The 13,628-nt window shown below is 42.2% G+C and carries 14 protein-coding genes, 1 tRNA gene and 1 riboswitch; of the genes, 7 read left to right on the plus strand and 8 right to left on the minus strand.

Features of this window, described 5'->3' with window-relative positions; genetic code table 11:
• The first annotated feature begins 6 nt into the window (after positions 1 to 6).
• A protein-coding gene (gene prfB, locus BM243_RS00900) for a peptide chain release factor 2 (RefSeq protein ID WP_242943490.1) occupies positions 7 to 1,126 on the plus strand; the annotation gives its coding sequence in 2 pieces (ribosomal slippage) (positions 7 to 84 and positions 86 to 1,126; 1,119 coding nt in all).
• Between the two features lie 10 nt (positions 1,127 to 1,136).
• Positions 1,137 to 3,305 carry a Tex family protein gene (locus BM243_RS00905; protein ID WP_074909125.1) on the plus strand — a complete coding sequence of 723 codons (2,169 nt, stop codon included), beginning with the start codon at positions 1,137 to 1,139 and terminating at the stop codon, positions 3,303 to 3,305.
• A 44-nt stretch (positions 3,306 to 3,349) separates the two neighbouring features.
• On the opposite strand, the gene BM243_RS00910 is transcribed toward BM243_RS00905, so the two are convergent.
• Positions 3,350 to 3,643, minus strand: a complete 294-nt coding sequence (locus BM243_RS00910) for a hypothetical protein (protein WP_074909128.1) — start codon at positions 3,641 to 3,643, stop codon at positions 3,350 to 3,352.
• Positions 3,644 to 3,779: 136 nt separating this feature from the next.
• Positions 3,780 to 3,894: riboswitch (FMN riboswitch) on the plus strand.
• Between the two features lie 104 nt (positions 3,895 to 3,998).
• Between BM243_RS00910 and BM243_RS00915 the strand changes: the two genes are divergently transcribed.
• Positions 3,999 to 4,595 carry an ECF transporter S component gene (locus BM243_RS00915; protein WP_074909131.1) on the plus strand — a complete coding sequence of 199 codons (597 nt, stop codon included), beginning with the start codon at positions 3,999 to 4,001 and terminating at the stop codon, positions 4,593 to 4,595.
• 75 nt (positions 4,596 to 4,670) lie between these two features.
• Here BM243_RS00915 and rimI read toward each other — a convergent pair whose 3' ends face one another.
• The 5 genes from rimI to BM243_RS00940 all read right to left on the minus strand — a co-directional run bounded on the left by rimI (position 4,671) and on the right by BM243_RS00940 (position 7,329).
• Positions 4,671 to 5,111: a ribosomal protein S18-alanine N-acetyltransferase gene (gene rimI, locus BM243_RS00920; RefSeq protein ID WP_074909134.1), complete on the minus strand. Its 441-nt coding sequence runs from the start codon at positions 5,109 to 5,111 to the stop codon at positions 4,671 to 4,673.
• Positions 5,111 to 5,818: a tRNA (adenosine(37)-N6)-threonylcarbamoyltransferase complex dimerization subunit type 1 TsaB gene (gene tsaB, locus BM243_RS00925; RefSeq protein ID WP_074909137.1), complete on the minus strand. Its 708-nt coding sequence runs from the start codon at positions 5,816 to 5,818 to the stop codon at positions 5,111 to 5,113. Before tsaB ends, rimI begins: the two co-directional genes overlap by 1 nt.
• Complete coding sequence (gene tsaE / locus BM243_RS00930; RefSeq protein WP_074909140.1) at positions 5,815 to 6,276, minus strand: tRNA (adenosine(37)-N6)-threonylcarbamoyltransferase complex ATPase subunit type 1 TsaE; 462 nt, start codon at positions 6,274 to 6,276, stop codon at positions 5,815 to 5,817. The genes tsaB and tsaE overlap by 4 nt, the downstream gene beginning before the upstream one ends.
• 121 nt (positions 6,277 to 6,397) lie before the next feature.
• Positions 6,398 to 6,892, minus strand: coding sequence for a GNAT family N-acetyltransferase (locus BM243_RS00935; RefSeq protein ID WP_074909142.1), 495 nt, complete (start codon positions 6,890 to 6,892; stop codon positions 6,398 to 6,400).
• A gap of 363 nt (positions 6,893 to 7,255) precedes the next feature.
• A tRNA-Trp gene (locus BM243_RS00940) sits at positions 7,256 to 7,329 on the minus strand.
• 393 nt (positions 7,330 to 7,722) lie between these two features.
• On the opposite strand from BM243_RS00940, the gene yqeC reads away from it, so the two are divergent.
• The 3 genes from yqeC (at position 7,723) to BM243_RS00955 (ending at position 9,746) form a co-directional block, all read left to right on the plus strand.
• Positions 7,723 to 8,457 (plus strand): selenium cofactor biosynthesis protein YqeC, encoded by a 735-nt coding sequence (gene yqeC / locus BM243_RS00945; protein WP_074909145.1) that lies wholly within the window; start codon positions 7,723 to 7,725, stop codon positions 8,455 to 8,457.
• 15 nt (positions 8,458 to 8,472) lie between these two features.
• Positions 8,473 to 9,216 carry a metallophosphoesterase family protein gene (locus BM243_RS00950; RefSeq protein ID WP_074909147.1) on the plus strand — a complete coding sequence of 248 codons (744 nt, stop codon included), beginning with the start codon at positions 8,473 to 8,475 and terminating at the stop codon, positions 9,214 to 9,216.
• Positions 9,217 to 9,293: 77 nt separating this feature from the next.
• On the plus strand, positions 9,294 to 9,746 hold the full coding sequence (locus BM243_RS00955; RefSeq protein WP_074909151.1) for a MarR family winged helix-turn-helix transcriptional regulator: 453 nt from the start codon (positions 9,294 to 9,296) through the stop codon (positions 9,744 to 9,746).
• Between the two features lie 48 nt (positions 9,747 to 9,794).
• Here the strand turns inward: BM243_RS00955 and BM243_RS00960 are convergent, their stop codons facing one another.
• Entirely contained in the window at positions 9,795 to 11,231 is a 1,437-nt protein-coding gene (locus BM243_RS00960; protein WP_074909154.1) for a sensor histidine kinase, read from the minus strand.
• On the minus strand, positions 11,232 to 11,921 hold the full coding sequence (locus BM243_RS00965; protein ID WP_074909157.1) for a response regulator transcription factor: 690 nt from the start codon (positions 11,919 to 11,921) through the stop codon (positions 11,232 to 11,234).
• A 294-nt stretch (positions 11,922 to 12,215) separates the two neighbouring features.
• Between BM243_RS00965 and BM243_RS00970 the strand changes: the two genes are divergently transcribed.
• Entirely contained in the window at positions 12,216 to 13,556 is a 1,341-nt protein-coding gene (locus BM243_RS00970) for a C40 family peptidase (protein ID WP_074909160.1), read from the plus strand.
• The last annotated feature ends 72 nt before the right edge of the window (positions 13,557 to 13,628 follow it).

Raw genomic sequence — 13,628 nt, forward strand, 5'->3', positions numbered from 1 at the left:
AGATCTATGTTGCCAAAAATACAGGAAGCGGTAACGGAACTGAAGAGTTTCAAAGAATCACTGGAAGAAATCCGGGTGTCTCTTTGACATCGATGCACTGTCCAGACGTCGAGAAGAACTGATTTTTAAAATGCAGGAAGGTTCTTTCTGGAACAATCTGGAAGAAGCCAAACAAGTGACACAAGAAGAAAAAGCCATAGAATCTACGATTAAAGAGTATTCAGAGCTTCGTGCCAGAGTGGAGGATGCTCTGGATATGGTGGAGCTCACCGATGATGACGAAGAAATGCAGACACTCCTCCTGGGAGAAGTAAAAGATTTGAAAAAAGGCGTAGAAGCCATGCATCTGAAAGTACTTCTATCCGGTGAATATGACAACAACGATGTGATTCTCACCTTGAAAAGCGGCGTGGGCGGTACCGACGCACAGGATTGGACTTCCATGCTGCTTCGGATGTATACCCGATGGGCAGAAAAGAAAGGATTTTCGGTGGAACTTCTGTCTCTCCAGGACGGTGATGAAGCGGGCATCAGAGATGCTTCTCTCAAGATTACCGGTCCCTATGCCTATGGCTATCTGAAAGCGGAAAAAGGCATCCACAGACTGGTTCGAATTTCTCCATTCAACGCTTCCGGCAAAAGGCAGACAAGTTTTGCCTCTGTAGAAGCAGTGCCTCTTCTCAAAGACGACAGCGAAGTGGTGATTAAAGATGATGAACTTAGAATTGACACCTACAGAAGTACCGGTGCTGGTGGACAGCATGTAAACACCACCGATTCTGCAGTTCGAATCACGCACCTCCCCACAGGAATTGTCGTCACCTGCCAGAATGAAAGAAGCCAGATTCAGAATAAAGAAACAGCCATGAAAATGCTGAAGGCAAAGCTGGTGGAACTGAAGGAAAGATTCCATAAAGAAAAAATAGAAGATATTACAGGTGAAATGAAAGATATGGGCTGGGGAAGCCAGATTCGAAGCTATGTTTTCAATCCCTATAATCTGGTGAAGGACCACAGAACACTGGAAGAGGACGCCAATGTGGATGCTGTGATGGACGGGGACCTGGACAGGTTCATCAGTGCCTATCTCAAGAGCATGAGTAACGGAAGCCTTCGGGCAGAGTAGGAGTAGTAGAATGGATATAATAGAAAAAATTGCACGAGAACTGAGCATCCGAAAGGATCAGGTGGAGGGGACTGTAAAACTTCTCGATGAAGGCGCAACCGTTCCCTTTATCGCAAGATACAGAAAAGAAGCCACAGGTTCCTTGGAGGACCATATGATCCGTTCTGTTTCAGAACGACTGGAATACTTGAGAGGGCTTCTTCAGAAGAAAGAAGATATCAAGAGGCTTCTGACAGAGCAGGAACAGCTCACAGAAGAGCTGGAAAAAGAAATCGAAAGGGCAGAAACAGTCACAAGACTTGATGACATTTACCTGCCGTTCCGCCCAAAGAAGAGAACAAGAGGCACCATCGCCCGTGAAAAGGGGCTCTCCCCATTGGCCGACTATATCCGTTCCGGCGGGGAAAACCCAAAGAATAGAGCAGCTGAATTTGTCACAGAAGACGTAGAAACAGCCGAAGAGGCACTGAAGTATGCCCTGGATATTCTTGCTGAAGAGTTTTCTGAGGATGCGGATCTGAAAGGACAGCTGCGCAGCATCGTTGTGAGATCCGCCGAAATTAAAACCAGCGGAGATCAGGAAAATACACCCTATGAGATGTATTATGACCATAAGGAGCCTGCGCTTCGTATGCCCAGTCACCGGACACTTGCGATTAACCGTGGCGAAAAAGAAGGTATTCTAAAAGTCAGTATCACTGTAGATGAAGTCCGAGCCCTGCAGGCGATGACTGCCCGCTATATCACGAAGAATCCTGACTGCAACGTACTGCTGAAGGATGCTTCTGAAGACTCCTTCAAAAGACTGATCTTGCCTTCACTGGAAAGGGAGCTCCGAAATACCCTGACCGAAAGAGCAGAAGATTCCTCAATCATCGTCTTTAAAGAAAATCTGAAATCCCTTCTGCTTCAGCCACCAGTTAAAGGATACAGTGTCATGGGATTTGACCCTGGCTTCCGAACCGGCTGTAAAGTAGCCGTTCTGGATGATACCGGAAAGTATGTGGACCATGCGACGGTATACCCCACAGTACCCAGAAAGGATATTGAAGGCACAAAAACAGTGCTGAAAAAGCTCATCCGTAAATATGATGTTAAAATCATTTCCTTAGGAAACGGAACAGCCTCACGGGAATCTGAGCTGGTTTTAATGGAACTGATAGAAGAGCTGAAAAAGGAGAATATCGATGTATCCTATGTCATCACCAATGAAGCTGGTGCATCTGTGTACAGTGCATCCAAGCTGGCAGGGGATGAGTATCCAGACCTTGATGTCACCATCAGAGGTGCCATCTCCATCGCAAGAAGGCTTCAGGATCCTTTAGCAGAACTGGTGAAGATTGACCCAAAATCCATTGGTGTGGGTCAGTACCAACACGATATTGGAAAGAAAAAGCTGGATTCTTCACTCATGGGTGTTGTGGAAGATACGGTAAATGCTGTCGGTGTAGACCTCAACGTGGCAACACCATCTCTTCTGTCCTATGTGGCAGGCATTAACAAAACCATCGCAGAGAACATTGTTGCCTATCGGGATGAAACCGGGAAATTCACTTCCCGGAAAGAGCTGAAAAAAGTAAAAAGACTGGGAGATAAAGCCTTTGAGCAATGCGCAGGATTCCTAAGAATCCGAGAAGGCAAGGATTTCCTGGATAATACGGGTGTGCATCCTGAGTCTTACAGCGCAGCATACACGATTTTAGAAGCTCTTGGATACAACAAGAAAAAGCTTAATGAAGAAGGCCTTCTGGATATCGAAGAAAGGGCCAATGATTTTGGACTTTCCAAGCTTTGCGAGATCTCCTCCTTGGGAGAACCTACTGTAAAAGATATTCTGAAAGAGCTTAAAAAGCCAGGCAGAGATCCTAGAGAAGATTTACCAAAACCAGTCTTCAGAAAAGGGGTCATGGACCTGAAAGATCTGGAAGAAGGCATGATCCTAACTGGTGTCGTTCGAAATGTGGCTGAATTTGGGGCTTTCATCGACATCGGTGTTCATCAGGATGGATTGGTCCATAAAAGTGAACTATCCGACCGGTATGTGAGAAACCCCTTGGAATTCGTACGATCCGGAGATGTCGTAGAGGTGAAGGTTCTTTCAGTGGATAAGAAAAGAAACAGAATCAGTCTGACCATGAAGGGCCTCAATAAAGATCACGCAAGCATGAAGCAGCAATAAAACAAAATGGACACAGCGATGCTGTGTCCATTTTGCTTCTCTATCTAGTTATGAAGAAAATACTGTTCCAGGACGGACAATATTTTTTTGAATTCATGCTGATCAATGTTTCCAAGCTTTCCTCGGAAGCTGTTGAGATAGTGGTATAACGATAGAGACTCATACTCCATATGATGATTTTTCAGATAGGAAATGGTTTTTCGGAGCCATTTTGTCAGCTCATCATATGTGGTAGAATAAAGGGAATCCTTATAAATCCCAAAGGGATAGGAGAGGGTAAAAGTCTTTTCGAGTTCATACGCTTCCTGTAAAAGTTCATGGGTTACTTGGACATTCATTTCATATACCACCTTTGATCGAAAAAATTGACAGATGAATTGATGATTTATTGCTAAATTACCATTTCATTATACCACAGGTTCGTTCCTATTGACACTTTTCTAACAACGTGGTATTCTCATATTGTAAATTAAATAGCATCTTCAGGGCGGGGTGTAAGTCCCCACCGGTGGTATAGCCCACGAACCGCAAGGTTGATTCGGTGTAACTCCGAAGCCGACAGTTAAAGTCTGGATGGAAGAAGAATGATTGTTTTTGCGTTCACGCCTTGATTTCTATATTTATATGGAATCAAGGCTTTTTTACGTAAACAATCTTCTGGAGGTTGCAAATAATCTTTAGGAGGGTTTACACATGGTAAACGTATCAAAAAAAACCAACATCGTTGTCAAAGCTGCACTTCTTATGACGCTGGGATTCATCCTCACTTATTTCGAGTTTCCTGTACTTCCTGCTTTTCCTTGGCTTAAAGTAGACTTATCTGCTGTTCCTGTACTTTTGGCAGGATTCGCCTTTGGTCCTCTGGTGGGTGTTGGTGTCGAAATACTGAAAAATGTCCTTGTTATCGTCATTCAGGGAAGCACCACCGGTGGTGTAGGACAGCTGGCTAACATCATTGTTGTTGGTTCTTATGTATTCTTCGCATCCTTAGTTTTCAAGAAGATGAAGACAAGAAAAGGAGCAATCCTTGGCGCTTTCTTAGGATCTGTCCTTATGATTCCTTTGGCCATGCTTGCGAATTACTTTATCCTCATTCCAATGTTTTTCCCAGGTGGTATGGAACCTGAAGCATTCCGTTCCTATATGTTTTATGGAATCCCAGCATTCAACTTCATTAAGGGAGCCATCATCTCTGGTGTAGGTATTCTCTTCTATGATAGGGTAGCTTCTCTGATCAACCGTGAAGCAATCTTCCAGGAAAGGTACAAGAAGCTTCATAAAGCAAGTTAGTACAATATATAAGCCTCTCTGCAGTTTGCAGAGAGGCTCTCACTTTTTATATAATACTATTCTTGTGATCCGCCATCAGATTTGAAGATTCATCACAAGAGCGTCTTCTCCATTGATGTAATAACGTTCTCTTTTTGTGAGCGTAATAAAGCCAAAGGATTTATACAGTTTCTGAGCTGGAAGATTCGACACCCGCACTTCGAGAAACACATTCTGTATGCCCTTCGCTTTCAGCTGCAGGATCAGTTCACTCAGCACTGTTTTTCCGATGCCAAGCCTCTGATGCTTGTTTTTCACAGCGATATTTATAATATCCGCATCTTCGAATGTATACCAGCACTGAACGTATCCCACAACCTCATCCCCAAGCAGCGCAACAAGATTCAGTGCATGGGGATTCACAATCTCTCTTATCAGTTCTTCTTTCGCCCAAGGGAGGGGGAATGCTTCTTTCGAAATCTCATAGACCTCATCCACATGGCTGGGCTCAAATTCTTTGATGATAACTCTTTCCATTAAAGGAGCCTTCCTTGTTTTTTCTCATACTCATATTCAGCTTGGCTTTTTCTCATATAAAGAGGCACCAAAGAGTAGATGTCCTCTTTCTCCTCATTTTCAATTCTATCACGAAGAAGATAGGGGAGCGTGGACGCTTTGGGAATGTTCAGGTTCTGAGGTGCAAGGATTATATTGCTTCTTGATTGAAGCTCCTCAGCGGGTATTTTTGATAGAATATCTCCCATAATCATAATTTCTCTTGATTCATTGGAAACTTTATCCATGACTTCATCCAACGTTAAAATTGTAGGCTCCATTAGGGTCACAAGCTTACCTTGGATAAACGTATAGATTCCAGTATAGTAGCCATTTCTCAATGCATCAACCATAGGGATAATGAGACCCTGATACCCAAACGCTCCATACGCTAACACCGCCAGAGCATCTGCTGCATAGATAGGAATATCTAAAGCCAAGGCCATGCCCTTCGCAGCCGCTAGGCCGATTCTAAGCCCGGTAAAGGAACCTGGACCTATAGATACTGTTATGGCAGAAAGCTCAGCAGGAGACATGCTGAGCTTCTCTAAAAGCTCTTCCACCAGCGGCATAAGAAGAACCGAATGCTGCAAATTGAAATTAATGCTGATTTCTCCTAACGTTTCGTAATCTCTTACCACTGCTGCTGTACAGTTGCTGGAAGATGTATCTATACTTAAAATATTCATACAAGCACCTCCAAAAACGGATAGACTTTACCTACTTCATGAAAGGTGATCTTTCTTTCATCCTCCACATCAGTTTTCTCAATCTTCACCTGAAGAAACTGATCCGGCAATATGGATTCAATGAGATCTGCCCATTCAATAAGTGCAACGCCATTTCCGTATATATATTCCTCAAACCCTACCTGGAGTACTTCATCCGGATCATGCACACGATACACATCAAAATGATACAGTGGCACTCTTCCAGAATGATACTCATTGACAATGGTGAAAGTGGGGGAGGTGATGTTTTCTTTGACTCCTAAGCCTTCTGCCAAGCCTTTGGCAAAATGTGTTTTCCCAGTTCCTAAATCTCCTGTCAGACAAACCGTGGTTCCTTTTTCTAAACTCTCTCCCAGCTTTCGTCCCAGTTCCATGGTTTCTTTCACGGAGGATGATTTTTTGATAAATGTACTCATCTTCTCACCTTGTTTCCTATTCTCATTTACATCTCTACATTATAACGCAGGAAAAGAATCTTGAAAAGAAAAACAGCCTACCAGTAAGATCTTACGGATCTCACCGGTAAGCTAAACCTCTTTAAGCCGCTTTCTTCAAAAAAGTATCAAAATCCATACTGAGCAGATACAGATCTTGTTTTACCATATCTCCTTGAAAACCGAAATGTTCAAAGAGAGATAAAGAGCGCTTATTGAGATGTTTGATCTTTGCATTTACAGTTTTTGTGCGAAGGGAAAAGAATGCTTCGCAGAGCGCTTTCTTTAATGCTGATTTTCCATAACCTTTACCCCAGAGTTCTTTTTCCCCGATGGTTATAACAATTTCATGACCATTGGGTTTGGGGATGAACGTCACATATCCAATGGATTCATCTTGTAGACAAATCAGGTAAAAAAGACCTTTCTGGTTAAAAACCTGGTTATACAGAGGCATTCTTGATGTTTCCACCAATGAGCGAATCTGCCTGCTCATTTGGTTATCCTCATTGAGGTGTGCGATGATTTCCTGATCTTCCAACCAATCAGCGATTTTCAAAGCATCCTCCATAAAAATATCCTGTCTTAAGCTAATCATAGAAAACTCCTTTAATTCTCAATCATTTTAGTGCCGCGTCCCGGCACAGAACCCATCTATGTATTCTAGTATGAGTCACAGCCAAATTCAAAGCCGTATTCCATGTCTTTTTGAAAATACTGGAGTTTACCTATGTTTTCCTGTGTTTATCTCAATTTATATGAACTTTTCTACGCGTTATGATATGTAACTAACATAAACATAAATAAACCAGAATATATTAAGATTTTCATAGAATAACCTCAATATATTCTGTATTCCTCAATATTACAGGTGATTTTTTCAGGAAAACAAAAACGGAGATTCTAAAGAATCTCCGAAAAAAGAAAACAGCCTAGTACATCGTACTAGACCGATTCATCATGGCAGGGGTACTAGGATTCGAACCTAGATTTACGGTTTTGGAGACCGTTGCTCTGCCATTGAACTATACCCCTAAACCTTATAGCGCCTCAAACAGGCTACATTGGTTATTCTAACACCCTTAGAATAAGATGTCAACAACTTGTTCACACTTTCTTGAATCATTTTCGATACCCTTAATTTTAAAACTAACTTCCGGTTGGAAAAACTTAAAACATAGAAGTGGAAGTTCGTCTTGTTACCAGTTCTTCTTCTTATTCGGTCATTCGTTCTTGTGATAAAGCAGCATAAAGATTATAAGACGAAACAGCTGATTTATACCGATTAATGCTGTGTTTAAAAATAATATTTCTGGATGCAGAACCCTTTACATATGCTACAATGTTGGTAATAACTAAAACCTTACAAGGCACAGTTCAACTAAGAATCAGAGATAAAAAGAAGATTTACTTTGAGGAGGTGTTCTTATGCTGGCAGAATTATTGCGTCTTCATAAATACCATGATGTGGCACTGGTCGGTGCTGGTGGTAAAACTACCCTCATTAACCGGCTTACCGAATCATTGCGCAAAAAAAAGAAAATCCTGATATCCAGCACCACAACCTTCATCAAACCAGCAGAAACGATGTTTGATTTTATCGACGTCGCCTACAGCGAGGATTATGATCTTTCCAGCTATGAGAAACCAGGAATTTATCTCATAGGCCGCGGAAAAAACTTAAAAGATCTGGTCATGGGTCTGGAGGTTTCTGATATTGAACGAATCTCTGCTCACTTCGATCAGACCATCATTGAATGCGATTTTTCAAACGGTCGCCCGCTGAAGGGCTTTAGAGAATATGAACCTGAGATTCCAGAGACCACCGATGTCACCATCGGAATCGTCGATATACAAGCGCTGGGCTTGCAGGTCAACAGCAAAAACATCCATCATCTGGACAAGTATTTGGAACTGACTGGTGCTTCCATAGGATCATTAGTGACCATACAGGATCTTGTGAAGATCGTAGAGAACTCCAAGGCCTTATTCAAGAATGCAAAAGGGAAGAAAGTCCTTTATATCAATAAAGTAGAGAAAGCAGTGGATCAGGCTCTTGCTACCACTTTACTGGAAGCACTCAACGTTCATAATCTGGATCTGATCCTGGAAGGCAGTCTTGTTGAGAATCGCTACGATATACTATATGAAGGCAACTATTAGAGGAGACGAAGAAAGATGAAGTATTTGATTCTGAGTGATATCCACTCAAATTATCAAGCATTCACTAAAATATTGAATACAGAAAAATTCGATGAAGTCCTTTTCGTCGGAGACATCATCGGTTATGGCGCAGATCCATACTTCTGTTATAAAAAGTTCCTGGAGCTTGGTGGTACAGGAGTCCTTGGAAACCATGAACAGGGTGTCATTTTACCAGAAACCCTAGCAAAATTCAGTGAGAACGCTCGAAAGGGTATCTTATACACCATGAAACACATTCCTAAGGAATACATCGATCATATGAGAATCCTGCCTCCTGTCCTTGAAATGGAGGACTTTATACTGTGCCATGCGATGCTCGGAGATCCTTTAAGTTTTCAATACGTATTTCCTGAGAATAAAGACTCTGCGTTTCTTTTGGAAAGTTTTGAGGTGCTAAAAAAACTGGGTAAAAAGATCCATTTTACCGGTCATACGCACAGACCCTGCATTTTTAAAAAGAGAGAGGATGAACAGATTGAGGTTTATCCAATCCACCATGGTGACATTTATCTGGACGATGCATATTATGTCGTAAACGTGGGCAGTGTGGGGCAGTCAAGAAACGGGATTCCTAAAGCCCATTATATTGTCTATGATTCCGTGAAAAGAAGAATCCGGTTCAGAGCATTGGATTATGATATAAAAGAAGCTGCAGATCGTATTCTGAAAGCAGATCTTCCTGAGTTTCTCGGTCAAAGACTCTATCTAGGTACATAGGAAGGGAAGTTTATTGACAACAGCTCCGGTTTTATGATACAATTTAATTGAATACAATAAAACATGAGGTAATACGTATGATAGATGAATTAAAACTCGAAAATCAATTGTGCTTTGCAGTCTATGCTTTTTCTAGAGAAATCACAAAAATATACAGACCTTTACTGGAGCCGTTGGGACTGACTTATACGCAGTACCTGGTGATGATTGTCCTATGGGAAAAAGATGGAATATCCCTGAAGGAGCTTGGAAGCAAGCTGCGATTGGATTCAGGAACACTTACACCTCTATTGAAGAAACTAGAGAATGATGGGAACATCGAACGAACCAGAGACAAGAGGGATGAACGTAATCTGATCATCTATCTGAGCGACAAAGGCAAGGAACTGATGAAAGAAGCAGAGAAGGTGCCAAACAATATCGCGTGCAGTTTGCCCATGGATTTGGATGGTATCGTAGGTTTGAGAGAACAGCTGAAACTTATCCTTGACCAATTGGAAAATCAGTCCAAAGACAATTTTTTGAAATAATAGAAAGCCTCTGATATCCCATTGTCGGTATCAGAGGCTTTTTTTGTGTCATATATTCTCTTCATCCATCAGTTCCGATGACCTGCCCGTGATTTCCATGGATGGGCCACCCACTTCGTACAGTCTGAACTTGATCGTGAACGTAGATCCTTTCCCGACAGTAGAGGTGACATCTATGGTCCCTCCATTCAGTTTCACAAAGTTCTTGACGATGGTGAGCCCAATGCCACTGCCTTCAACTAGCTCTCTCGACTTATCGACTCTATAAAATCTCTCGAATACATTAGGCAGGTCTTCTTTTGGAATACCAATGCCCGTATCCTTAATTCTGATATAGCAGAATTTATCATCCCTGGACAGCTTGATGGTAATCATTCCGTTTCTAGGGGTGAATTTGATGGCGTTATGCAGCAGGTTGTTGATGATCTGATAAATAGAGTGCTTATCCGCCAGAATCAGAAATTCACCCGATCTTTGCGGGATGAACTTCAGCTTGATGGATTTTTCTTTGGTGATTCCTTGGAAGTTATGATAAATATCTTGAAGAATCTGCCGGATGTCCAAAACAGCGATTTTTGACACCATACTTTCTGCTTCAAACTGTTTTAAGATATTGAGATTGTCCAAGAGTTTACCGAAACGAACCACTTCTGAATTCAGTGCCTGAAGTCTTTCTGGCGTAGCTGGTAGAATTCCGTCTATGATGGCTTCCAGATTTGTCTGGAGAACGTTCAGAGGATTTCTCAGTTCATGAGATACATCGGTGATCAGCCGCTTACGGAGCATATCCTGACGATCCAGCTTTTCTCCAAGGGAGTTGATGCTGTTTCGCAGTGTCTCAATCTCCACCACATCGCCTTCCTGAAGCTCTCTTGCAGTGAGCTCACCCATGGATAAGCTGTAGGCCGTATGGGAGATTCTTTCAATGGGATCTGAGAGCTGCCTTGCAACAAAAAGTGCAATCAGAACAATGATGAACACTGCGAGAAATGCGCTGATCAGAATACTCATCGTTATGGAGTTAAGAAAGTTCTTGTCCTCTGTGGAAATCACAAGGGGAGAGAACTGACCAATCACGACATAGCCAAGAATCTGATTCTCACTTTTTATCGGATACTCATAGGGAACATACTGTTCCATGGTGAAAGCCCCATCCGGATTGATCTCTTTTTCCTTCTCAACAAGTTTCAGCGGATCCATCGCCCATAGGACCGATTTGTCCCAATTCAGGAGGGACAAAGTGAAATTTGCAGACTCCGCCTCACGCTCCAGACTTTTTCCTGAAACATTTGTCCATCGTTTGTCCCTTAAATAGGCATCCCGGAATGTGGCGATAATTCGTTCGTCTCTTTTGGTCTGGTTCACTTGGAGATAATCATTGAACCTTGCATTCAGCGTCAGGTTAATGACAATATAAGCAATAAGCAGAGACAATAGGGCACTGATCGAGATGGCCACAGTGAGCTTGTATTTAATGCTCCTCAATTATTGACCACCACCAAACTTATACCCCAGTTTGAATACAGTAATGATGTAAGAGGGGTTCTTTGTATCCAGTTCAATCTTCTTTCGGATATTCTTGATATGCACATCAATGGTTCTGTCCACACCTTCGAAATCAGGACCTAGAACACGGTCGATGAGTGTTTCTCTGGACAACACAATGCCAGGATTCTCCGACAACAGAGTAAGGATATCAAATTCAATGGGTGTAAGGGCAACTTCATCCCCCCGGAGCCTCACTTCACGTTTGTCGTGGTCTATGACCAGTTCTCCGCCGTTGAAGGCCACTACATTCTTATTCTCTGGGATGTCTTTGATCCTTCTAAAAAGCGCATTGACTCGAGCAACAATCTCTCTAGGAGAGAATGGTTTCACCAAATACTCGTCCGCTCCTAAATCCAAGCCGCGTATTCTCTCTTCAAGGCTGGACTTCGCCGTGAGCATGAAAATATAAGTGTTTGATTTCGCGCGAATCCTCTTGCATATTTCTTCCCCTGATATGTCAGGCAGCATGAGATCAAGAATAATCAGATCAAAAGCAATATCTTCAGTGTATTCAAGTCCTTTGTACCCACGCTCTGCTGTATAGACTTCATAACCTTCTTTTCTTAAGTAGGCGGATATTGCTTCCAATACGGAAGGTTCATCTTCAATAATCAGTATTTTATTCAAATTAACACCTCATTTCTTTGATGTGATTATAACACCTGGATTCTTGTGTTGGCAAAGAATCTTGACAAAAAGACGAAAGATTTCAGTAAATGGTTTTCAGTATTTCTACTTCTCCATACAACATTTTTCGCAACGATTGGAGTATTACCAAAAATGGTAATAAAACAGTGAAAAAAATGATGCGATTATTTTAACAAAATGAGCAAACTTTATACGTTCTTCATAAGTTAAAATTATAATTCAATCTGTAATAAGTTTGTAATCATTATGAATTTTTCCTTTTTGGAGGTAGAAATGAGAAATATTAAATATAAAGTAGCTGCAGCCTTAGTCGCAATAAGTATTGTTTATGGCGGATCCATCCCTGTTAAAGCGGAACCGCTGACCGATGTTCAGCAGCAGGAACTGGATGCGGTACGGACTGAGTATGAGAGTATTTTAGCAAAAATGGCTGAAATCGACGGAAAGATTGCAGAAATTTCTGACACAATCACTGATATTACTATTCAAATCGAAGAAAATGATGCCAATATCAACAGATTGGATGAGGAAATCTCCCAAAAATCAGAAGAAATCAAAAACACTGAAATAGAACTACTCCAAAAAGAAACAGAATATGGCGAGCGTTTAAGAGCCATGTATAAACAGGGCAACAACGGCATGATCGAAACCATTCTCGGGGCTGACAGCATCGCCGATTTTATCGCCCGCGCTGATGCCATCATCAAATTCGCAAAGATTGACAAACAGCTTTTAGATGAGATTCAGGCAATCAAAGACCTGCTCGTTGCACAGAAGGAAGAGCTGGATGCAGCAAAACGTGAAGTTGAAGTGCTGAAAGCGGAAAACGTTGTAAGACTGGAACAGCAGAAAGTCAAAATGGCTGAGGCCGAAGATCTTCTGGAAGAAATGGAAAAAGAAGAGAAGAAAATTCTTGGAAACCTGGCATTGGCTGAACTGTATTTTATCGGAAACAATGACGACATCATCGCAGACTCCAGCAGCAGCGATGAGATGATTCAGGGCGCCATCGACCAGCTACGCGCTGTCCGCAGCAGCATCGTGACAGACAGTACCGATGCTAAAGTAGTGGCTCTCATTGAGCAGGGGAAAACAATCCTCAACCAGAGAGCTGCCGCCAGAAGAGAAGCGGAAAGACGGGCAGAAGCTGCAAGACTTGAAGCGGAAAGACAAGCTCAACAAGCTCAAAACAATAACAGCAGCAACACACAACAGCCAGCACCTTCAAAGCCAAGCACTCCATCTGTCAGTGCACCAGCCAGCGCATCTGCACAGGCAGTACTGAACTATGCATACAAGTTCATTGGCACACCGTATGTATGGGGAGGAAGCACACCAAGCGGATTTGACTGTTCTGGATTCACTTCTTATGTGTTCAGAAACTTTGGTATTAATCTTCCCAGAGTATCAAGATCACAGGCAACCGTAGGCACAAAAGTAGCTTACGCTGATCTTCAGCCTGGAGATCTGGTGTTCTTTGGTAGTGGAAGCATCTCCCATGTAGGAATCTATATCGGAAATGGCAACATGGTCCATTCCCCAAGACCTGGCAAGAGTGTGGAAATCACCACCATGAGATATCACAAATTTATCACAGCAAGACGTGTACTTTAATTGAACAATTCAGGAGTCTGGTGAAAACCAGACTCTTTTTTGGTACACTGAAAGAAAAGCTGAAATGGGGAT

This window comes from Proteiniclasticum ruminis, assembly GCF_900115135.1.
In the GTDB taxonomy this organism is placed as follows: domain Bacteria; phylum Bacillota; class Clostridia; order Clostridiales; family Clostridiaceae; genus Proteiniclasticum; species Proteiniclasticum ruminis_A.